Origin of the sequence: Spirosoma arboris (genome assembly GCF_009754945.1) — a bacterium.
Classification (GTDB): Bacteria; Bacteroidota; Bacteroidia; order Cytophagales; family Spirosomataceae; genus Spirosoma; species Spirosoma arboris.
The window spans coordinates 403107-425128 of record NZ_WPIN01000004.1; the positions used below are offsets into that span (position 1 = coordinate 403107).

The 22022-nt window shown below is 43.7% G+C and carries 22 protein-coding genes; 8 read left to right on the forward strand and 14 right to left on the reverse strand.

All coding sequences use genetic code 11. The features are described 5' to 3' along the window. Positions 1 to 3: 3 nt before the first annotated feature. The 5 genes from GO755_RS12760 to GO755_RS12780 are packed head-to-tail and all read right to left on the reverse strand — an operon-like array spanning position 4 to position 5423. Positions 4 to 1296: a DUF4833 domain-containing protein gene (locus tag GO755_RS12760; RefSeq protein WP_157585282.1), complete on the reverse strand. Its 1293-nt coding sequence runs from the start codon at positions 1294 to 1296 to the stop codon at positions 4 to 6. A 19-nt stretch (positions 1297 to 1315) separates the two neighbouring features. Continuing rightward, positions 1316 to 3886: a DUF5686 and carboxypeptidase-like regulatory domain-containing protein gene (locus tag GO755_RS12765; protein WP_157585284.1), complete on the reverse strand. Its 2571-nt coding sequence runs from the start codon at positions 3884 to 3886 to the stop codon at positions 1316 to 1318. Next, entirely contained in the window at positions 3883 to 4260 is a 378-nt protein-coding gene (locus GO755_RS12770) for a GtrA family protein (RefSeq protein ID WP_157585286.1), read from the reverse strand. The genes GO755_RS12765 and GO755_RS12770 overlap by 4 nt, the downstream gene beginning before the upstream one ends. 6 nt (positions 4261 to 4266) lie before the next feature. Continuing rightward, a complete protein-coding gene (locus GO755_RS12775; RefSeq protein WP_157585288.1) occupies positions 4267 to 4713 on the reverse strand; it encodes a phosphatidylglycerophosphatase A family protein in 447 nt (148 codons plus the stop codon). A 44-nt stretch (positions 4714 to 4757) separates the two neighbouring features. Then, complete coding sequence (locus GO755_RS12780) at positions 4758 to 5423, reverse strand: TetR/AcrR family transcriptional regulator (RefSeq protein ID WP_157585290.1); 666 nt, start codon at positions 5421 to 5423, stop codon at positions 4758 to 4760. Positions 5424 to 5724: 301 nt separating this feature from the next. Here GO755_RS12780 and GO755_RS12785 point away from each other — a divergent pair, with 301 nt between their 5' ends. The 5 genes from GO755_RS12785 to GO755_RS12805 all read left to right on the forward strand — a co-directional run bounded on the left by GO755_RS12785 (position 5725) and on the right by GO755_RS12805 (position 10664). Further along, positions 5725 to 6603: a PfkB family carbohydrate kinase gene (locus GO755_RS12785; protein WP_157585291.1), complete on the forward strand. Its 879-nt coding sequence runs from the start codon at positions 5725 to 5727 to the stop codon at positions 6601 to 6603. Positions 6604 to 6798: 195 nt separating this feature from the next. Further along, complete coding sequence (locus tag GO755_RS12790; protein ID WP_157585293.1) at positions 6799 to 7470, forward strand: YceI family protein; 672 nt, start codon at positions 6799 to 6801, stop codon at positions 7468 to 7470. Positions 7471 to 7532: 62 nt separating this feature from the next. After that, positions 7533 to 8426, forward strand: coding sequence for a dienelactone hydrolase family protein (locus tag GO755_RS12795; protein ID WP_157585295.1), 894 nt, complete (start codon positions 7533 to 7535; stop codon positions 8424 to 8426). Positions 8427 to 8523: 97 nt separating this feature from the next. Beyond that, positions 8524 to 9549, forward strand: a complete 1026-nt coding sequence (locus GO755_RS12800) for a glycosyltransferase family 9 protein (protein ID WP_157585297.1) — start codon at positions 8524 to 8526, stop codon at positions 9547 to 9549. Further along, a complete protein-coding gene (locus tag GO755_RS12805; RefSeq protein WP_157585299.1) occupies positions 9546 to 10664 on the forward strand; it encodes a glycosyltransferase family 4 protein in 1119 nt (372 codons plus the stop codon). Before GO755_RS12800 ends, GO755_RS12805 begins: the two co-directional genes overlap by 4 nt. Before the next feature lie 207 nt (positions 10665 to 10871). Here the strand turns inward: GO755_RS12805 and GO755_RS12810 are convergent, their stop codons facing one another. The 7 genes from GO755_RS12810 to GO755_RS12840 form a co-directional block, all read right to left on the reverse strand. After that, positions 10872 to 11669, reverse strand: a complete 798-nt coding sequence (locus GO755_RS12810) for a class I SAM-dependent methyltransferase (RefSeq protein WP_157585301.1) — start codon at positions 11667 to 11669, stop codon at positions 10872 to 10874. Next, a complete protein-coding gene (locus GO755_RS12815) occupies positions 11666 to 13186 on the reverse strand; it encodes a B12-binding domain-containing radical SAM protein (protein WP_157585302.1) in 1521 nt (506 codons plus the stop codon). The genes GO755_RS12810 and GO755_RS12815 overlap by 4 nt, the downstream gene beginning before the upstream one ends. 44 nt (positions 13187 to 13230) lie before the next feature. After that, entirely contained in the window at positions 13231 to 13899 is a 669-nt protein-coding gene (locus GO755_RS12820) for a HemK2/MTQ2 family protein methyltransferase (RefSeq protein ID WP_157585304.1), read from the reverse strand. Positions 13900 to 13918: 19 nt separating this feature from the next. After that, a complete protein-coding gene (locus GO755_RS12825) occupies positions 13919 to 14740 on the reverse strand; it encodes a class I SAM-dependent methyltransferase (protein WP_157585306.1) in 822 nt (273 codons plus the stop codon). A gap of 4 nt (positions 14741 to 14744) precedes the next feature. Next, positions 14745 to 15545, reverse strand: a complete 801-nt coding sequence (locus GO755_RS12830) for a class I SAM-dependent methyltransferase (protein WP_157585308.1) — start codon at positions 15543 to 15545, stop codon at positions 14745 to 14747. Between the two features lie 31 nt (positions 15546 to 15576). Continuing rightward, positions 15577 to 16476: a hypothetical protein gene (locus GO755_RS12835; RefSeq protein ID WP_157585310.1), complete on the reverse strand. Its 900-nt coding sequence runs from the start codon at positions 16474 to 16476 to the stop codon at positions 15577 to 15579. A gap of 146 nt (positions 16477 to 16622) precedes the next feature. After that, a complete protein-coding gene (locus GO755_RS12840) occupies positions 16623 to 17540 on the reverse strand; it encodes an LEA type 2 family protein (RefSeq protein WP_157585312.1) in 918 nt (305 codons plus the stop codon). A 588-nt stretch (positions 17541 to 18128) separates the two neighbouring features. Between GO755_RS12840 and GO755_RS12845 the strand changes: the two genes are divergently transcribed. Further along, the gene (locus GO755_RS12845; protein WP_157585314.1) at positions 18129 to 19301 is read left to right on the forward strand and encodes a cytochrome-c peroxidase; all 1173 of its coding nucleotides are present in this window, start codon (positions 18129 to 18131) and stop codon (positions 19299 to 19301) included. A 5-nt stretch (positions 19302 to 19306) separates the two neighbouring features. On the opposite strand, the gene GO755_RS12850 is transcribed toward GO755_RS12845, so the two are convergent. Both GO755_RS12850 and GO755_RS12855 read right to left on the reverse strand, forming a co-directional pair. Then, positions 19307 to 20422, reverse strand: coding sequence for a permease prefix domain 1-containing protein (locus GO755_RS12850; protein ID WP_157585316.1), 1116 nt, complete (start codon positions 20420 to 20422; stop codon positions 19307 to 19309). Next, on the reverse strand, positions 20395 to 20748 hold the full coding sequence (locus tag GO755_RS12855) for a PadR family transcriptional regulator (RefSeq protein WP_157585318.1): 354 nt from the start codon (positions 20746 to 20748) through the stop codon (positions 20395 to 20397). Before GO755_RS12855 ends, GO755_RS12850 begins: the two co-directional genes overlap by 28 nt. Positions 20749 to 20979: 231 nt before the next feature. Between GO755_RS12855 and GO755_RS12860 the strand changes: the two genes are divergently transcribed. Both GO755_RS12860 and GO755_RS12865 read left to right on the forward strand, forming a co-directional pair. Further along, on the forward strand, positions 20980 to 21453 hold the full coding sequence (locus GO755_RS12860; RefSeq protein ID WP_227686940.1) for a glycosyltransferase family protein: 474 nt from the start codon (positions 20980 to 20982) through the stop codon (positions 21451 to 21453). A gap of 33 nt (positions 21454 to 21486) precedes the next feature. Continuing rightward, positions 21487 to 21660: a hypothetical protein gene (locus GO755_RS12865; RefSeq protein WP_157585322.1), complete on the forward strand. Its 174-nt coding sequence runs from the start codon at positions 21487 to 21489 to the stop codon at positions 21658 to 21660. Positions 21661 to 22022: the final 362 nt, after the last annotated feature.

The following is a 22022-nucleotide window of genomic DNA, read 5'->3' on the forward strand; positions in this document are numbered from 1 at the left end:
GAATCAGACCATAATCCGTTCAACCATATTTTCACCAGTAGACGCGTTAGTGCCTTCTACCTGAATATATTTTACGTTTGGCGCCCAAAACGTACCACCTTCAATATGAAGGTAAAGGCGTTTTAAAATCACCTTTTTCTGATTTACAGTAGCATATACATAGTAGCCTGAATCTTGCTCCGATTTGACCAGACGAAGGGGAAATTTCTTGTACGACACAAAGTTCAGCTCGTATTCTTCGTTTGACAGAGGCCGCGCTTTAATACCATACGCAAACGTCCGCTGAATATAGGAAAGCTCCTCCTGTTGGTTCTGTTCGGTATAGCGAATCCAGAAAACATGAACTGGGTCTTGCTTGTCCAGTTTCCCGTTTTTTAGATTCAAAGCACAGATAATCGTGTTCGTATTAGGATCGCGCTGAAGGTAAAATAACTGATTCGGTACGTTTTGAGGCACCGGAAAACTCGTGACTACTTTATTCTTTTGAGGCTTGTCGCCAGATACGCCTTTCGCTGTAACTGGCTGCCCGAGCGAAGTGGCCAGCACTAAAAATGCCATGACCAGGGCGGTTGGTCGGACGGTCGATTTTTCTTTCTGATCGAGCGCTTTTTTAGCATCCATCAGCCGATTATAAGCCGTCCAGTTAGTCATGAAAGCCATGATCGTAAGGGGTAATGTAAAAATCGACATCGTTTCAAAAACGTGCACAGGAATACCTGGCACAAAGATTTTAAAATCGGGACCAAGCAAAGGAGCAAAACAGCCACAAGCCAATGCTGATACCCCAATGGTAATGACTCGTTCGGGACGTTGCATAAGCCCACCTTTGCTCTCGATGCCCAATCCTTCGGCACGAGCGCGGGTATAGCTCACCATCATGGAACCAATCAGCGCAATAAAGGCAAACAGCGAACCGAAAAAGTAGTGATGGGCAATCAGGTAATAACAAATGCCCAGAAACATGATCAATTCACTATACCGATCCAGTACCGAATCGATTAGCGCTCCGGACAGGGAACTCATCTTGCCTAGTCGCGCTACCTGGCCATCGAGCATATCAAATAAACCCGCAAAAAGCACCAGCGCACCAGCCCAGCCAATGTAACTTAAATCGCCCCGGTTACCCTGCTGGGCCCCCAGAATGAAGATTACGGCAACGCCAATATTTAAGACAAGACCAATGACCGTAACCATATTGGGCGTTAGCCCTAACCGGATCAGCAATCTGACAAAAGGATTGATGACGGTATATATTCCTAATTGAACTCTAGTTCTGAATGTAAGTGCCTGTTCCATAGTAAGTAGGCGTATTGTGTTAAAAATCAAACGTGGCGCGGGCACGGATACCCCATTGCGATACATTTGGATGATCTAAATAATTAAGTCGTTTAACCAGATCAATCCGGAAAAACTTCAGCACATTGGCGACGCCCGCACTTGCTTCGATATAAGGCGTTTTGTTTAAGGTGTACGTTGTAAGTACACCCGATGCATTGGTCGGGAACTCGTATAAGGAGGGGTTCTGCTGCGGATCATTTTGGCTTCGTAAACCGCCATAAAGCGCTTTGAATGAAATGGCCTCCCGCCATTTCAGTTTCTTAAACAATGGGATTTTATTGAAGAAGAACCCATTAAATGAGTGATCAATGTTTACACTGGCATAGTGGTCACTGACGAATTCCAGAAAATTCATCAGGTTATACGAATTCAATTGATAGGCGTATGTCTGGTTGGCCCGGTGAATAGTCAGGAGTGGGAAAGGTACCTGGCCGAAAATATAGCCTCCCTGTACGGCTACGTTGGTATAACCCAGTTGCGACAGATAGAAGCGTTTACTAATGCTTCCAGTCAGGTTTTGGTAATTATAGGTACTGTTGAGTAACCCTTTCACCCCAGCCGTAAAGCGCAGCGTATAGACCGGATAACGCCCTACAATGGGCACCCGGTAAATCTTGCCCTGATAGAACTGTTCATTGGGTGCCCAGCGGGCTTCCACCGAGAATTCTGTAGTGGTTAACGTATGTGAGGGGGCGCTGTCATTTTCTTCAGGTTGTTTAAACTGCAAAGCTCCTGCTGGCGATTGTTGCCAGTTTTTAAAGCCGATGTTGTATGAAAAATGGTTTTCAAATTCGTGAACATAGTCAATGCGCCAGGTATCGTTGTACAGCCATTTGTCGTTAACACCGCGTTTGAACGACAGCAGAAAGTTGTCTTCCTGCACAAATTGAAGCTCCTGCCCTGGAATTTTTGTATCGCGCTGGAAACTGGCCCGAACGTAGTTTTGTGGAAACTGGTAAATCGTCTTATTATTAATGGAATACGTTCCACTCAAAAAATACTTCCAGCGTTGGTCTTTGAACCCATATGCAGCATACGTTTCGGCGTAGTACCGTTTACTCAGCTCAGGTGTGGTACGTCCACCCAATCGTAGCCGAAAGCCCTCAACCGGGTTGAAGCTATAGAACGTATTGGCTGGTCCCATCTCAAAAGGCCCGAATGATTTATAACCAGCCAACAGGAACGTTAAAGCCTCCATCGTTCGCCGAAACGAGGGCATTCGTTTTAAGCTATCAATGTTGGTGTAGATCTTCGATTCGGCAGCCGAAAGAGAATCATGTCGACTAACCAGCCAGAACTGATCCGGTTTCTTATCGGCGTCGGCTTCTACTACTTGTGGCTGACCATCATAAAAACTATCGATGTGTGCTTCGTCCGTTTTATAGTTTCGATAAGACAGGGTTCGCTGACCGAAAATACCGCCACCCTTGCCGCCTTTACTAAGCCCAAAGTCGGCCAGCATATCACTTTTGTTGAGGTAGTATTTGCCATCGGTATTTTGCTCGAATTGCAGCCGAATCTGCAAGTCGCGAACCCAGTTCAGGTTGATTTTGGGATTGACTGTCAGGTTAATTTTTTGTACCGCATAATTACTGTCTAGCGTTACGTACATCTTTCCTTCGAACAGCATATCGGTTCCATTACGGGGTACAAAGTTCAAGCCGATCAGTTTGTTCTTGCCAATAGTAAGCGTATCGGCCAGATAATATTGATAAAAAAGAGGGGCATTCGTGGCAATCGGACTTAGGAACTGGTTGGTCATCAAGAAGATCGAATTTGAATAAATATCGACCTTCGAATACATCCGGTTTAAATAAAGACTGAGTCCATTGCTATCAAAATACTGACCAAAATCGACCCGTTTTTTGGCTTTAATAATGACTTTCTCCTTCTGTGGATCTTTGCGGTAATAGGCATCCGATACTTTTTCTTCCAGATAAACAGGCAGCAGTGACTTACCCGGCAAAGTCGTAGTATCCCGGTTATTTAGCAGAAACTTATATTTCTGGAAAATCTTTCGATCCGATACTTTCGTGGATAAGCTACTGAGTGAAAATTGCAACTTGTCGTATTCCTCATAGGCTGCGTAGGCATAATGACCAATCTGATTCTGCTCTTTGTGGCTAATCACATTTCGAATCAGCTCAACCGCCGGATTATTTTTATTGCGATACCGTTCCTGTTTGCCTTTGCGAATAACAACCTCATTCAACTGCTGTGCATCTGGCTCCAACCGAACGGTAACCTGCTGCGATTTACCCGGTGTAATGCTTTTCGTAATCGATTTGTAGCCAAGAAATGAGATGGCAAGTTTGTCGTAATTGCCGTTCCCGGTCAACGTATACGTACCCCGGTCATTACTGGTCGTACCAATGGTAGTTCCAACAAAAACGATGTTGGCGAATGGTAAGGGCTGATTCGTAGCCCCGTCAATAATAGTTCCAGTGACGGTGGTCGTCTGGGCGCGGGTTAAACCAGAAATCAAAAACAGCAACCCGCTCAGAAGCAGGACTGTTCGATAAAATACGCTGTGAAGTAAATAGTTCATGACATGGTGAAGACGAAGTCTTTTTGCAGAAAATAATTGTAACTGACACCCACCAGAATCCCTACAGCTGTTTTAGCTAGTAGATATTGGATGTCCAGAAAATGAGTGGCCACATAAAGACCGGCTGCATTAGCCGCTGCATTGCCGAGCCAAACCAAAACAAACCGGCTAAACTGCGACGCAACGGGCTGGTTATTACCGGCGAACGCCCATTTTTTTGAGATAATAAAACTGGCCAGTCCACCAACAACAGCGCCCGTTACACTGGCTGATAAATACCAGATTTGCCATAATTGCACACAAAGAATCGTCGTTAGAAAGTCGATCCCGGTAGCTATGAGCGAGGTGGCCTGAACTTTAAGGAATGTTTGCATAACGTTTTATAAAATACTCAGCGCCAGAGCTCCCTGTAAGATCAAGTTTGCATAAAGCCCGGCAAGCAGATCGTCGAACATGACGCCCCAGCCCCCACGCAGTTTCTCCAACTTTCGGATGCCGAAGGGTTTCGCGATGTCGAACAGACGAAACAAAACGAGACCAGCCAGCAGACTTTTTTCGTTAATCGGGATGAACAACAAGCTCAGGCACATGCCCGCTATTTCGTCGATAACGACGCGATAACTGTCTTTACCCCATTGCTCTTCAACCACATTGGCCGACCAAATGCCCACCGCTGTAATGCCAATGGTAATCAGGATCGGGGCAAAAAATGGATAGTGAACCGACTGTGCCAGATACCAGATTCCACAACACACAATGGCAGCTACTGTACCTCCACCCTTGCGGATGTAGCCAATACCCAGGCCAGTAGCAATTAATTTATGCATTGTGTTATAGAATTTAGTCGCTGAAAGCGAGTCCTTTAAGTAAATCAGTGAGATAAAACGGCTGATTCCGAGCCGTGCTGTCTAAGCTCAATCTCGGGGTCAGCAATGAATAAAAAGTTGACAATCATTTGAGTAATAAGCTGTTTATGGTCTTCAGCATAGGTATTAAAATCATCCTCATTCATTTGCCAGGTATTCATGGTAAGGGCTTTTCCCAGAAAAATGAATTGAGTATTCGAAAGCAATAGACTTAATACGTGATGCGTATTAACAGGCCGCACGATACCCTGATCGATGGCTTCTTTGAGTTGCTGCTCAAAGAGTAAAGCAGCCTGGGTTTTGGCCGCCTGTATAATATTCACCAAATGGTCTGGGGCACGATGCAATTCATTCAGAATAAATATGCACAGACTCGGATTGCTCTTGAACGTCTGAAAATCGTGCTCGATTAACTCAACTAGTTTCTCTTTCAGACTAATAGGCTTGTGGAGCACAGTTGTCATGCCCTGGAAGAAAAGCTGAAGCATTTCCTCGAAGACGGTTGCGAAGAGTTTTTCCTTACTACGGAAATAGTAATTCATTAAGGCACAATTCAGCCCGGCTTCCTTGGCAATATCACGAGTGGTAGCTCCCTCAAAGCCTTTTTCCAGGAATACTTTCCTCGCTGCGTCCTTAATTTTCTCTTCCGTTGAACTAGCACATTTCATCATTATTCCAATTTGTTGAGCAAAGGTACAGTCAGTCAACTATATTTGCCAAATGATTTAAGCAAATGTTTAAATTATATGTTTTAAATAATTCGATGATGGGGAACATTACGAACTCTAATCGGCTTATCCCTTTTACAATGACGAACCTACTTGATATAAATCATCGTAATGCCGTGATCCTCAATGTTGTATAAGATTAATATGGGATTAATTAGGACATTAACGATAATCAAGCAAGTGTGCTGAACTACATATTCTCAACTAGTAAACTTAACCTGTCGCGTAAGGACAGACACCACTTATGACAGACATTTGCACAATTGGACATATATCGCTGGACAAAATTGTCACCTCTCAGTCGGTGACATACATGCCCGGTGGAACCTCATTCTACTTTTCCAAAACGCTGTTGCATTCGGATGTTGACTATAAGTTAGTGACCGCATTGGCGCTACAGGATCAGTATATAGTTGACGATTTACGGGCAGAGGGCGTTGATATTTATACCTTACCGAGCACGCATACAGTTTACTTTCAGAACAGCTATAGTGAAGACCAGAACTATCGGGAGCAACAGGTATTGCGAAAAGCATCTCCTTTCAGTGTCTCACAAATGCCCGACCTACGTGCTAAAGTATTTCACTTGGGACCACTGCTCGCCGATGACATTCCGGTAAGACTGATAAAGGATTTGTCAAAAAAAGGGCAGGTTTCGCTGGATGTACAGGGCTATTTACGGCGTGTCTGGAATAAAAAAGTAGTGTATCAGAACTGGCCCGGCAAAAAGAAGGTGCTCCCCTATGTAAGTATTCTAAAAGCAAATGAATTTGAAATGGAACTCGTTACAGGCCGCAAAAATGCCTGGGACGGGGCTAAATATTTGTCTGATCTTGGTGTGCGGGAAGTGATTATAACACTCGGTAGCGAGGGGTCTCTAATTTATTCTGAAGGTACTTTTTATGAAATCCCAGCCTTCAAACCTACCGCCGTTGTTGATGCCACGGGCTGTGGGGATACCTACATGGCGGGCTATTTATGGAAGCGTGTTCAGGGAGGGCATATACAGGAAGCCGGGGAGTTTGGTGCGGCATTAGCTTCCTTAAAAGTGGGCACATCGGGGCCCTTTTCTGGGTATCCCACGCAGGTTGCAACCTTATTGGAACAAGGTGTTTTAAGCTGATCTGGGCAACCAGATCTATCATTCGACTGAAGAAACAGGCGATTTGGGCCTAAAAATCAGGCATTCAGGTATGTTTTTTTTCGTATTGAAGGAAGGAGTGAGAAATTGACTATCCTTGGCAACTGATGTTTCTTAACTTGAGAATCAATTAGTTGGTAAGACTCAAATTAGTTAATTTAATCCGTTCGTACATTTATGCAAAACAGCCTATTTATCGGTGCCGCTTTGATCCCCCTATTTTTGACCAGCAGCCTGCTTACCGGCAATATCAATAGCGGAATCCCAAAAAAATCTGCTATTCACCATACCTTAGCCAAAGCCACTACCTACACTGTTGATCCGGCCCAAAGTACAATCAGCTGGAACGCCAAAAAAGTTACCGGAGAACATAATGGTCTGGTGAAAATAGCTAAAGGCCAACTGACCTGGGAGGGCAACAAACTCACGGGCGGCACCTTCGTGGCCGATATGACTACGATGCGTGATATAGATAAAGGGGAAGCGAATCCGTTTAACGAACGGTTGGTCAACCACCTGCGCTCAGATGACTTTTTTGGCGTGGAAAAATTCCCAACCTCGACCTTTAAAATTACCAGCGTGAAACCAATTGAGGGCGCCAAAGCCGGCGAACCCAATTATACCATTAGTGGTGAGCTAACCATTAAAAATACAACTAAACCGCAGACGTTTCCGGCAACCGTAAATCTGGCGGGTAATGTAGCTCAGGCGACGGCTAAGCTTACGGTCAATCGAATTGACTACGATATTAAGTACCGGGCCGCCATCATTGGTACAGCAGCTGACAAAATCATCGATGATACCTTTTCATTGGATCTGAAGATTGTAGCCACAAAGACACCGCTGTGATAGCGCGTGTTGAATCATCAAGATACAAGGAGTAGGAATTACTTACATTCAGATACATACGTATGGCAACCAACAACATCCATAAAGAAGATATCAAACAAGAGGTGTTTGACCTCTATGATGATTATGCTCACAACCGCATCGACCGACGTGACTTTGTGCAAAAGCTGTCTACCTATGCCGTGGGGGGTATTACTGTAGCCTCCTTGATGAGTTTTCTAATGCCTGATTACCAGGGTGCCATCCAAGTAAAAGCCGATGATCCGCGCCTACAATCAGACTATGTCAATTATCCATCTCCCAAAGGTGGCGGCACCATCAAAGCGTTGTTATCGAAGCCTAAGGATACGACCAAGAAACTCGGCGGTATTATCGTCGTTCATGAAAATCGGGGATTGAATCCGCATATTGCCGATGTTGCCCGGCGAGCGGCTCTGGCAGGATTTGTTTCCATTGCGCCCGATGCGTTAAGTCCATTAGGTGGCTATCCGGGTACTGATGATGAAGGCCGTGCGATGCAAAGCAAACGGGACAGAAATGAAATGTTAGAAGATTTTATAGCTGCCTTCGACTATCTGAAAAAGGACAAAGACTGCAATGGCAAAATTGGTGTTGTTGGTTTTTGCTTTGGTGGGTGGATTGCCAATATGATGGCTGTGCGGATTCCCGATTTAGCGGCAGCTGTGCCATTTTATGGAGGTCAGCCAGCAGCCGAAGATGTACCTAAAATAAAAGCTCCTCTGCTGTTACAGTACGGGGAACTGGATAAAGGGGTGAATGCGGGTTGGCCAGCGTATGAAGAAGCTCTAAAAAAGAATAACAAGGAATACACCGCTTACATCTATCCAAATGCCAACCATGGTTTTCATAACGATACGACCCCGCGTTATGATAAAGCCGCAGCCGAACTGGCCTGGAGTCGTACAATTGAGTTTTTCAAAGCGAAGTTGACGTAAAGGTCCAACACGAATTAATAATGCCTGACAAGTCATCTGCAAAACAGGTTGGTCTTTTGTCGTGTTACAAGTAGAAACTCAGGGTTGATACCTGGACATGCGCCAATCTGTTAGAACCCAAAAATGGAGCAATGATCAACCTCCCAGGCGCATCCTGATCATGCGTCTGCAAGCCATTGGCGATGTGATCATTACGTTTCCATTTGTCCAATTGCTCAGGAATCAATACCCCGCTGCTCAAATTGATTTTTTAACCAGAGATAGTCAGGTATCTCTGGTTAAAAATTTAACAGCCGTCGACAATGTGATTGTCTTTACAGACAGTCACAAACGAGGGTGGCAGTTGCTTCGAACGGTAGCCATTTTACCTGGCCTCCTACTAAAACGCTACGATGTCGTTCTAGACTTGCAGGCAAACACCTATTCAACGATTATTCGTCGGTTACTGGCTCCCAGCGCATTTACTGAATTTGAAAAATTCACTCCATTTACGGCCGCCGAACGCAACTTTACGGCCATTCAGCGGAGTGGGTTATTGACGTATTTTGAGCATCCAATCTTACCACTTAAGAGGAAAGATTTAGGCTTACAAAAGCTAAAGGAGAAGGGATGGGATGGTCAGAAGAAGCTGATTGTTTTAAATCCGGCAGGCGCTTTTCCCAGCCGGCACTGGCCTCTTGAAAAGTATGCTTCTTTCGCGAAAATATGGCTGACAAAATACCCAAATTCACAATTTCTACTACTGGGCGTACAGAAGATTGCTGAAAAAGCCGCCTTTCTGGAAAAAGAACTGGGAATGAATTTGATCAATTTGGTAGGAAAGACGACACTTCTAGAAGCCTTCGTTATCCTATCAAAAGCGACGCTTGTCGTCTCCGAAGATTCTGGATTAATGCATATGGCTTGGGCTCAAAAAATACCCACTATTGCTTTAATCGGATCGACAGATAAAAACAGAAGCTCTCAGGGAGGAACGCATATTGTCAGTTTAACCTCCGATGATTTAGCGTGTGGAAATTGCATGAAGCCTGATTGTCAATTTGGACCCATTCCGCTTTGTCTGAGTCGATATTCTGCTGAAATGATTGTGGAAATAGGCGAAACTTTACTAGCAAATCCATGACGAAAAAGCGTATCGCCATTATCATTTATGGAGGAGTTGGGGTTGGAATCGGCTCAGAAGGGGTAATCTGTTTAGTCAACTTATGCGAACGTATTGCTCAGGAGTATGATTTGACGGTGTTTTCTATGGTGCGCATTGATGCGGGCTACCAGCCGAAAGGCTATCAGTTAATAGGAACGCCTTTTGGTGAAAAAAGAAGTGCACTGGTCCGAATGGCGTATATTGGCTTTAAGCTGATCCAGCAACATGCCCAAAAACCATATGCTATTGTGCACGCTTTTTGGGCGTATCCGGCTGGCTTACTGGCTTTGTTGATGGGTAAACGGTTAGGAATAAAAACAGCCGTTACGTTTATGGGAGGAGAAGTGGCCAATCTGCCTACTATAAACTATGGCCTCTACCGGTCTTCGCTCAAGAAAAAAATCATTCAACAAATCGCCAAACGTGTCGATGTTGTTATTGCCCTAACCCAACATCATGCGCAGAAACTAACCGAAAAGCTGGCCATTAAAAAACTGGTCGTTATTCCATTTGGGGTTGATTTGGCCCAGTTCTCCATTGTTTCAAAACCCGTTTGTCCGCCTTACCAGTTTCTTTACCTGGGCAATATTAACCGGGTCAAAGACATTCCGACTCTTCTGAGTACGTTTCAGAAAATCAGCCAGACCGTTGACGCTACGCTGGATATTGTTGGACTCGATACGCTACACGGGGAAATGCAGGCATTAGCGAGCCAGTTGGCCATAAGCGATAAGGTTCATTTTCATGGCTATCAGCGAAACCATCAGCTTCGAAACTGGCTGGCTAAAGCGCATATTTTGCTTCATACGTCCTTATGGGAATCGCAGGCTGTTGTTGTCAATGAAGCCATTGCTTCGGGTGTTGTTGTGTGTGGCACCCGAGTGGGACTGATTGCTGATTTGGAAAATATCATAACCGTCGTAGCGCCCGTAGGCGATGCGGAGGATTTAGCTCATAAAGTGCTTCAGTTATTGGCCAATACGGATCAGTATAAACAACTCCGTTCCAATGGAATTGCCTGGAGCCAGAATCATGATTTAAGCACGCAATACCAGCACTACAGCAATCTATATCAGTCGTTACTTACTTACTAAGACAGGGTTTCTTATAAAAAATACAACCTCGTAGAGGTGGGGTCTTTGTAGTAAAAAGGTGCTCATTACTTTTCAGAACTCCGTAGGAGTGACATCTTGGCCAATTATGTCACTCCTACGGAGTTCTGAAAGGGGTGGTTGACCGTTTTCTACAAAGATTACATGCCTACGGCATTTTTATAAGAAAGCCCTGCTGACTAAGAAAGATTAGTAAGAGGCTCCTTTTTTAATGATGATCCAGGGAAAAGGGTTCTGATTTTTGGTAAATAGTCTTTTCCAGAAAGACTCGTTTTTATTCTTGTAGACGGGCGAATAGGGGGCAATACGTTGAAATGTATGGTGAAAATAAAACCGGGCCATTGCCGGATAGCCCAGTTGTTGATAGTAGTCTGCGGTCCTTTGCCGGGCATTTTCTACTTCGTCTATTTCGTAAAAAGGACTATCCAGAATATGAATTTCACCGCCGGGCATTAACAACCGAAAAAGAGCTTCAATGAGTTGGTCAATCGGATGAAAATACTGAATAGCCGCGTTTAAGACAACTTTGTCGAAACTTTGGGGTTGAAATAATACCGTCAGAATATCACCGTAACAAAAGAGTAAGTTTTCTTGACTGAAGAGTCGATGTGCCTGTTGTAATTCGGGTAAATTGAGGTCTAATCCGACAACTCTTACCTGAGAAATTTTCGCCAGTTTGGCTGAGAACCAGCCATTTCCACAACCTAAGTCCAGGATTTGTAACGGCTTTTTTACCTGAGCCAAATCGGTACAAAAGCGCTCAGCTGTTTGCTTTCGCAGTTGCCATTCAGCGTAATGCGGTGCGCCCTTAGGTAAATCGGGTAATTGCCTGACCAACTCATCACTAAGCACTCGATTTTCCTTTGTTCGTACTTGTAGATAAACTTCTTCGTGTGTATGGTCGGGTACATAAGTTGAAAGCAGCCAAACGCCCGATGCCGTAGGCATTTGCTCCAGGAACTGGCGCAACGTAGTATGACTGGTCATAGCATGGTAGCACCTTCCGTTTCGGGCTGACGGTATCGAAGCCAAAAACGCTGGAGAAGTTTCAGTTCAACCGGGAAATGAAAGAAATTGGTTTGATACCTAACCTTCGATAGAAAAGCAATAGCCTTCCGCTGCAACGAACTCAGTTTCACGTCTTGTACGGTCGGATAACGCGCATTTAATACCACTTCAAAATTTCGGATTTTGTCAATCATCGGAGCCGTTAGCCAGGGAGTCAATGGGTTTTTTCGTAAATCAAATCCTTTCCATTCCTGCGCTAACCAGTCATCCAGTTTTGCCGGAAACACAAAGCCTGATGCTTTTACTTTTTCGTACAAATCAGAGCCTTCCGTAAGCACCGGACTGTAGACATACAGGATGATTTCTGTATGAGGATTAGCTTGTTTTACCTTTTTGATAAACTCAATATCTTCATCGATCATGGCCATCACCTGTTGAGGAGTCTCCGCGGGAAAGCCCAGGACAAAGGAATATTCCGGAATAATGTTGAACTGACCCAGGCGTTCGGCAAAACGAATCATCTGGGCTGCGTTCTGCGTTCCACCTTTATCGATGGCCTTGAGCGTGTCTTCATTTCCCGTTTCTGCCCCTAAAAAAATCATTGTACAACCGGCACGACTCATGAGCGCCAGCGTATCATCTGAAAATTTATCGAGGGTGTCAATTCTAGCTTCGCCCCACCACTGGATTTTCTCGGGCTCAATGAGTTCACAAAAGGCTCGGATTCTTTTCTCAGACACAAAGAAATTATTATCGCAGAACTCAACGGAATCGATTTTGTACTGGTCTTTCAGGTATTTGATGTCCTGATAAAGTCGATCTGCCGACATACCTTTCCAGCGGGCTTCGAAAATGGGAACTATACCGCAGAAAGAACAGGTAAACGGACAGCCAAAACTGCTATGGTATAAAGTGGTTTTTTTTCCTAAGTAAGTTTTGCCTAAATAAGATTGGATGGGGTAGTATTTCTCAAGCTCCTGATAAGGAAGGGTTTGTAAGGAATCCATATCAATCGACGTGATTTTATGGGTTTTAACAATCACGTCCTTCACTTTAAAAATAAGGTTATTGATTTGGTGCAAATCGAGCTGATTTTCCAGCGCGTCAAGTAAGGCAGGAAAGGCCAGATCGCCGATGCCATTGATAATATAATCCACATAGCCCGACTCCATGCATACTTTATACTGGTTGGAGGCAAAGTAGCCTCCCCAGATAGTCGTTATCTGTGGATATTCCTCTTTAATCTGTTTGGTAAACGGTATAGCCTGTCGTAATTGAGGGCCAGGCATTACAGTACACCCAAAATACTTGAATTCGCCGGAGTCCAGGTATTTTTTTATTTTTCCCCAGGAATCTGTTTCTCGGTTACCATCTATTAAAACAAACTCGTATTTACCGTAAATGGATGCGGCTACCTGCAATATGGATAGCGGAATTCTGGCTTTGAATTTGGTTACCAGCGGATTGAAAAGTATAATTTTATTCTTTTGATTCATGGCATCTATTTCGCTTACTTTTAGTAACCAGCACTCGCTTAAAACTAGACTGATAACTTTACCAAATAATACCATTCACCATTCTTTTTTATAGTGGAGAATGATTGCCACTTATATCCTTTTTCAGTAGCTAATTGATGAATTTTTTTAAGATTGCAATCTTCTGAAAGAATCATCATCGCATAACCTGTTTTTGATAGAAAATGAGCTAACTGTGAAAATAGTTTTTTGAAATACTCATAATCATCACCACAAAACCACGCCTTTTCGGCGTCTGTTTTTGGTGTTTTTGGGTAATAAGGCGGGTTAATAAGTATTAGGTCAAATAACTGATCAACAAACTGATCAAATAAGTCAGAATGCACTACATTAACTACTACATCGTTGATACGAGCATTTTCCCGGACAGTAGCACAAGCGATTGGATTAATGTCAGATGCTGTAACGAGAGCGCCATTTCTAGCCATGTCGACAGCTAATAAGCCAGAGCCTGCACCTAATTCCAGTACTTTTAAACCCAGTACAGGCTGGCTATTTACGAACTCTAATAATAACTTTGTACTTGAAAATAAAGTAGGATGAAAAACGCCGGGAGGAACCTTTATCTCCAGTCCGGCTAACGCTATTTTCCGTTCTTTTGATAAATAGTATTTAGTAGCTGGAATTAGCACCCATCTGCCAAATGTTTTCCTTATAGATTTCGAAAGACTCATAAGTTTGATCAGTTGCACACTATACTGATTTTTTTTGCAGAGTTATCGCATAATAATCGCCAATTCTATTGAACGGAAATTTAGTACTAAACTTAGCTTCTGCTCGTTTCAGGAATTGCCACAATCCAGGATATTTGTCTGGAAAACCCTCCATATATGAAGGAGGAACAATTGTGCAAACTCCTTCCAGACTCACCAAATCAAACTCTTTTTTCAACTGCTTAATAACATAGGAAGGAGGATAATACCAGCATAAAAAATGGACACCATCAATATGCGCTTTAGCGCCCTTCTTTGCGAATAAACGTCGAAAGGCTACTTTAAAATGGCCTCTAACAACATGTAAAAACTCCCACAAACAGAAAGGGGGCATGATGACCAGCGTTACATAGCCATTCGGTTTAAGCAAGGGAGCAAATGTGCTTATTACTTTATCAAGGGATTGCGTACAGTTTAAACCGCCAAAATTTGAAAAAATGGCCTCAAATGGTCCTTTGTTCGTAAGCTTTTCAAGGTCAAGGAAAGAAATCTGCTCGTGTGAGATCAAATCAGCTAATTCCAGCCTATCAACTTTCTTTTGTAGTTGAGACAACATCCCTTCAGAAATATCGGTAGCATGTACGCTGTATCCTTTTTGGGCGAAGTAAACAGCATCCTGACCCGTGCCAGCATTTAATTCTAAAATAGTGCTACCAGTTTTGACGTACTTCTCAACATGAGATCGGATTTTTTCCCGTTTGTAGCTAACGATACTATTGCTGGCATACGTTTGGTCAAAAACGGCAGACTGTTTCGTGAATGCTGATTGAGCGGCCTTATTTTCAATAGCGTACTTTACCATGAGCTTAACTTGAGGCTTTGGCGTTATGGGCCATAATTAGATACCCTTCCATAAGTTGCTGTGTTGTTGGGGCCGATTTGATCGCTTTCTCAAAGCGCTGTGACCAGTGGGTTAAGGCTAACTTTCCGTAAACACGACCCAGAAACGTAAATAGGAGTGATAACTTTTCGTTAAGAGTTGATTTTGCCTTAAAAGCAGGTAAGGCATCGACCTTTTCTATTCTCAGTATATCAAATTGGTTCGTCGTCAACAGGCGCTTCCAATCATCTATATAAGGATAACTGGCACAGGCTTGATTAATCCCGAATTTTTCTCTGGTAAACTTATTAAACTGCGCGACTGTCTCCAGACTTGTACTGTTTAACCAGATAGTTTCATTGAGAAATAGCTTTCCAGATGGCTTTAAGATTCTGCCAAACAGCGTTAAAAGAAGCATCAAATCATTTCCACTCTGAATTCCCAACACTGACTCAATGTAGATTTTGTCGAAATAATTATCGGCAAAGCAATCCAATTGATTTTTTTCTATTTTCTGAACGACAACGCTCTTTTTTAAGTGACAAAATGCAAGCCTTTTTTTTGTTTTATCGATCATTAAATCAGAAGCATCAACTCCGCAGAATATTGTCTGTGGATATCTGGATACGACCTTAATTAAGGTACCTCCTGTTCCTACGCCAAACTCTAAAATTCGTTCTCCTGGTTTACAGTCCAGCCAGTTAATCAAATGCTCGGTGGCTATCTCACCTTTTGCATGCAGGTAAGTGCTATGAGTTTTAGCAAGAAAGTCCAGAAACTGATTCATTGGCCTGTACTATTATCCCCTTTTTTACGCTTTAATATCGCTGAGTTTTTTGATGATACTCTTTTATAATATTAGGATAATGATCATTTGTGTGCGATTTTGCTACGTGTCTTTGTAAGTTGGTGTAATAAACTGGATTTTCGAAAAACTTAGAAGCAAGTCTTTTTTTGCGCTTTCGTAACGAATAATTCAATAACCAATTATCGATATACTCTCCCAGTGAATTGTTTAATAAATATTCTAGAATTTTTTGCACCTTAGATTGCCTACGGATTACATCATTGTCTGGTGAAACTGGGTATTTTGGAAAAAAAATACTTGCCCAGCTGTTTTCATTTAACATACGTTTGTAGTAATCATAACCCAGCAACGGGATTAACGTCTTAATCTCAAAAGCAGTATAGATACTACGCTCATCGATTAATAAATGTTTGTTGTCAATAATATAATTATAGCAAAAGTATTTTGTTCTATTTAGTAATATAGTTCTTTTGAACATACTACAAAAAAATTGAGCTAGCCACAAACGTTTTGACTCTGTGATAATAAAGAAATCAACATCTCCTTTTTTATCAACACAATTTTTGGAAATTGAACCTGATAAAAATACGGCTCTTATAAACGGAAATCTGGCAAGTACTTTTGCGATTACCCTGGCTTTTTTTATGTAATTATTCGCTCTTACATTACGCTCACTCCTGAGCGTAATTAGCGTTGGATCGTTACGGAGTGAATAATAGCCATCGATCAGGAAAATTCGCTCTTCATGGAGGAGAGCTGAAAGACATATATCCAGCTCATTATCGTCTAGTTTACCTCGTTCAAAAATTTCTTTTCTGGTGAGAGGATATTGAAAAATATCCGAGTAAATAAGGATATTCAAAACATCCCGTATTTTAACATGCCAGTCTAGTCGTTGAGTAATTGCCATGGCTAGTCGTTTTTATTTTTACGCCAACGATTACCATACGGAGGTGCAAATTGAAGGGTTGCGTAGCCCTAAAAAATATTCGTGGTCAATGCTGAAAATTGATAATACATAATGAGTATGGCCATCTTACAAAAAGACGACTCTTGTTATTTATTTTTCAGCTTCTTAAAATCGTCCAGGGTGCCTCGTATAGTCGCTATAAACTTGCTGTCCTGTAACATAGGGTCTTTTTTCGGCCCGATCAGTTTACAGCGGAAAGCGACTTCATAGGGTGTATCTTTTTTATCGAACAGCATTTTGGGCAGCACACTTAGGGTTTTACCGGGTCTGGCTGTAACTGGAAAAACAACCGGCGTAACGGCCCGTTCCTTAATTAAAATGGGCTCTGCCTGCTCACCAGCGGCTAGTTCTTTTCCGTTAATAGTAACCGTATAATGCGCATTCGTGATGTTGAGCGGGAACCTGTTCTTATTGGTGATAGCAACTTTCGTAGCAACATTCGTCCGTTTCAATTTTAGCGGCCCAAAGTCAATATCCTCAATCTTAACCAGGGGGATGTGAAACGTTGGTAGGTGTCGTTCAATAGTAGCCGTGAACGTCTTTTCACCCAGAATCGGTATGTCGAGTGCAAACGACGAATTCACTTTGTAGGCGGTGCTGTCGATCCCTTTCCGCTCCAGCGTCTTCAGAACCTTCATCGCGGTTTTGGCCATCAGCTTAGTCGGAAGTTTGACTAACGAAATGTCACCCGCTTTAATCTGAATAGCTTTTTTGTAGGAGTCTTTTACAATGAGCGTGTTCGCAATGAAGACCGTATAATCCAGCTGATGGGCTTTGAAGCCAATCGGCAATGGATTTTCAATACGTAGGTACACCGTTAAGTCGACGGCATCGTCGCTGATGTTGGTAATGTCGAATCGAATTAGTTCGAGTTGGGGTTTGAGGGTATTGCCCTCAGAGCCTTTGAGAGAATCGGCTCGGTGTTGCAATCGGGTATATTCTATATACCCTCCGGCCCCGATAAGTAGTACGACGGCCAGAGTAATTATCCATCCCTTTTTCATAACGTGTTGAGTATGTTGAACCAAGTACATCAGGCGTTACGGAGGGAGACGTATTTTAGCTGCGTCGATCGACGAATAATTTGTTTTTCAGTATGTCATTTGGCCTTAAAGGGAGCTGGTAGTCTAGAGTACAGAATATGAGTAAAGCAAAAAGGCTAACCAGTAATATAGCGGTTTTATGCTCTAAAACTGATTAGCCTTTTTGCGAAAACTGAGTCTCCTTGAAGGCTCGATACCCCTATAATAATCTTCTCATAATAACATGAGTTGGGTGCGTGATTGATTGTATTATACAGCACAGCTAAGTGTAATGTCCAGTAAAATATAGCAAATCCTGTCGCCTGAAATCACCTGTTTTCATATATAGGGCAAGAATCTGAAGGCCATTTTACGAACCATTTCGGGAATTCATCCCAGTATTTAGGGCCTTCGTCACTAATCGGTCTGGCTGCACAACAGAACCTAAAGGTTGGTCGTAATCCTGTACAACTGAATTGTGTACATACGAAGCTACGATTTCGAATCAGTCAGCTATTGAATGCACTAACTAGTTGTCTGGAATCTAAACCCACGAAGTCGTTTGAAAAGATGAAACTAAAAAGAAACGTAGAGTTAGGAGTATTAATGGCTTCGTTTTGCCTGTTTACGATGGCAATCCTGGATGCCTGTACCAAACAGGCAGATGTGGTGAACCCCGCTTTTCCGACAGCGATTACCTCCATAACCTCAACCACGGCCAGCACCGGTGAGGCTCAGATTGCTCTGGGTAAGGCTTTGTTTTGGGACCCAATTCTGTCGGGTGGTAAAGACGTGGCTTGTGCTACCTGTCATCACCCCAACAATGCTTACACCGATGGGCTTGATCTGTCGTTGGGGGAAAATGCTGTTGGGTATGGGAGCGCCCGCCATTTTCTGTTACCCAATGATGTGTCGTTTACGAAACGAAATTCTCAGACAATTTTGAATACGGCCTATAACGGTATGGATGCTAACGGCCTGTTTAATCCGACAACGGCCCCAATGTTCTGGGATTCCCGCACCGCCAGTCTGGAATTGCAGGCCAATGGCCCGCTAACCACCTTTGAAGAAATGCGAGGGCATGCTTACACCGATATCCTAACCTTGGATAGTCTGGTTTCCCGGTTGAGTGCCATTGCCGGCTATCAGTCACTATTTCAGCAGGCATTCGGCGCGCAGCAGTCCATTACCACCACTACTATTGGGAAAGCATTAGCGGCCTTTGAGCGAACGCTTACGGCGACGGACTCACCGTTTGACCGTTATCAAAAAGGGGATAAAACGGCCATGACAGCCTTGCAGATTCAGGGCTTGCAGACGTTCACGAATAAGAACTGTACGACTTGTCATTCGGGTACCATGTTTTCCGATTATCAGAGCCATGTGCTGTCGGTGCCGGATAATACGAAACTGACGGCATCGGATGCTGGCGTTCATGGAACCTATGCCTTCCGAACGCCCAGTCTGCGAAACGTGGGGCTAACGGCTCCTTACATGCATAGCGGGGTGTTCCAGACGCTCGGTCAGGTAGTCGCCTTTTATGATCGAATTGGTGCTGGGAATTCTCAGAATCCACACGTATCCCGGCAACAGCTAGACACTAACCTTCGACGTATCAACCTGAACAACAATGAGCAGGCACAGATCGTAGCCTTTCTTTCCGCACTCACTGATACTAATTTTGACAAGAGTATTCCGACGAGTGTACCCAGTAAATTGAATCCCGGAGGAAATATTCGTTGATCAGGTTAAACAGCTGCCCGACTGCGGTTTTTCAGCACACCCAGCCACATACCGGCCAGCGCACCAACAATGGCTGAGACAAAAAAATTGACTGGAAACCAATCCAGCAGGAGGTAGGAAGGCCTTTCTTCAGAAATAATAGCAGTACCTAAGGCAAGTATGTACCATACCAGAAGCGGAGCCAGACTGATTAACAGGCGTTTAAAGGCTGTATATCGGGGTGAACCAGATAGCACAACGCTACTCAGTAAACAACAGACTCCGGCACTCAGGTAGAAGCGGGCAATGCCATCTTCGGGAGCCAGTATCCGCATTCCCATGATGCTCAGTCCCAAACAACACGTGAATACACACAAACCGGCAAGCACCAGCCAGCCTACTGGTGCTTGCTCTAACCAGGTAAATAAACGTTGGTTGGTGGCATAAGGAAGCACCACTTGTAGAAACATTAACAGCCAGGTCAGGTAAAATCCTAACCAGCAAATGTGGTGAATATGGTTGAACTGCTGATTGATCCACTGTTTTCGAATGGTCATTGTCAATAAATCAATAAAGCTATGCTCGGCGAAATACGCACCAAAGGCTGTTAATCCCACGAAGCTTCCCAATATCAATGTTAACCCGATGGGGTACTGGTTAAGCTGATGGAAAAACCATTGTCCAAGCCGATGGCTCTGCCTGACCAACCGCATGCCTGCCAGTTGCAGACCAACTAACGTAACCAGACATACGCTAACATCAAGTAACAATGTGATCCGTGTATCGCCCCAGTAGCTGGCAAACCAAACGGCTCCGTATTCTGTGATTATTTCGCTGATATTCTTGCTAATGATAAAGCAAAGAGCACCGAGTAAAAGTAGTACGGGTTCTCGTTGTTGAGGTACTGAACGGCTTAGTTTTGTAAACTCCTGATCGAGGAGATCGATTGATCCTAATCGCTGACTGGCAATCAGGAAAGCTTCCTGCTGACTTAGACCTTTGGTTTGTAAGTCGTCAATACTATCCAGCAAATGGCTCGTTAATTCTTGAAGCTCATCGGTAGTGAAACTGCCAGATTGCTCAAATCGGCTGAGCCAGGTTTGGACGGCTGTCGTTAGGTTAAACTGGGATTGGGAGTCCATAAGTGTTGGAGAAGTTGGTTAACAAGGTTCCAATTAGTACGTTCAGCAGCCAGTGTTTCACGGCCCTGATCTTTTAGTCGGTAATACTTACGCTGGCGATCATTTTGTGCCGTTTGCCAAAACGATTCGACTAAACCTCGCTGCTCAAGCTTACGAAGTACAGGATACAGGGTGCCTTCGGCCAGATCCAGTTTTCCGCCAGAAAGCTCACGTACCTGCCGAATGATTTCGTAGCCATAATTCTCCTGCTGAGCTAAGATGGTTAGCACAAGCGGCACCATAGCTGCCGCAACAAGCTCTTTGTTTAGGTTTTCCTGACTGGCCATACCTCGATGTACAATGTATAGCAAATATACATAGAACTTCTATGCTTAAAAGTTTTTACTATTTTTTTTATAAACCCTCTGACTTTTCTTCCGGTAAAATAGAGACCTAATTAAAATCGCTCAATGCTAATCGACTTACCCCGCCTGACAGAGGCTGTATCCGTATTAATAACTAGACACCTGACTAGACACCTGAGCATACCACCGTATCGAGAAAAGGGATATAGCAACATGAATACAACCAAACAGGCAGACGATGAGGGTTTTATTTGTTGTACAGGGCGAAGGACGAGGGCACCTCACGCAGGCCATTTCAATGGCGCAACTACTTCAGCAGGCCGGTCACACTATTGTCAGGCTGTATTGACAACAGCAGGTTTCGAATCCGTTTGTGAAGCGCTTTATCTGGGTAAGCCTGTGCTGATGATGCCACAATTCGCTCATTTTGAACAGGCTAGTAATGCACTCGATGGCCAACGGGTAGGCGCTGGTATTGCGGATCATATGTTTGACCTGGATCGGCTTATGAGGTTTGCTGCTACTTACGATGAAGCGGTAAGTGAGCGTTTTCGGAAATGGTATAGCAAAGGACACAGCCTGTTTGTGACGGCGCTCCAACGGGTCGTCGACCAATCGAAACAGGACGTGCCTATACCGAAGGGGTCACCACGCCCGGTTCAATGTAAGCCTGGTACATCGTTCTGATGCGATTGTGTGGTTTATCCATTTATCTGGCCTATGCATAACTTGTTACCTTATCGCCCATGCTGGTTGCTCATGCTGTTAGTTATTGGGCCACTCGTAGCCCTTGCTCAGAAAGCAGTATGCCCGGCCAGATACACGAACCCAGCGACCAGCGAGATCTACTCTATTACGTTCAGCGACTGTTTCCCAAACTCCGATGACCGATAGTCTAAAGCCGAATAATTTGCCGATAAATCAAAAATGCTGAATCAACCTGTGGATAATCCTTGTGCTGTTCAATGAGCCTACATAATTTGCCACCAAGAGTGAGGACATAAGAGCTCATCGGGTAAGGTTAGTCCATACAATAATCCAATGAAAACGACCATTTCGGTTGCTTCCATATCGTTCAACCTTAAATCGGTTTGCAGACGGTGGTACGATTTGATCCTTAATGCCGGTAATATGAACTGCTGGTTGATATGCCGGCATAAGTGCGTGAAAGTGATTATAAGTGAATACGCATCATTCATATAGTAGGGATGCTGGTAACTTAAAAAAACGCCAGATCAAGCTGATCTGGCGTTTCT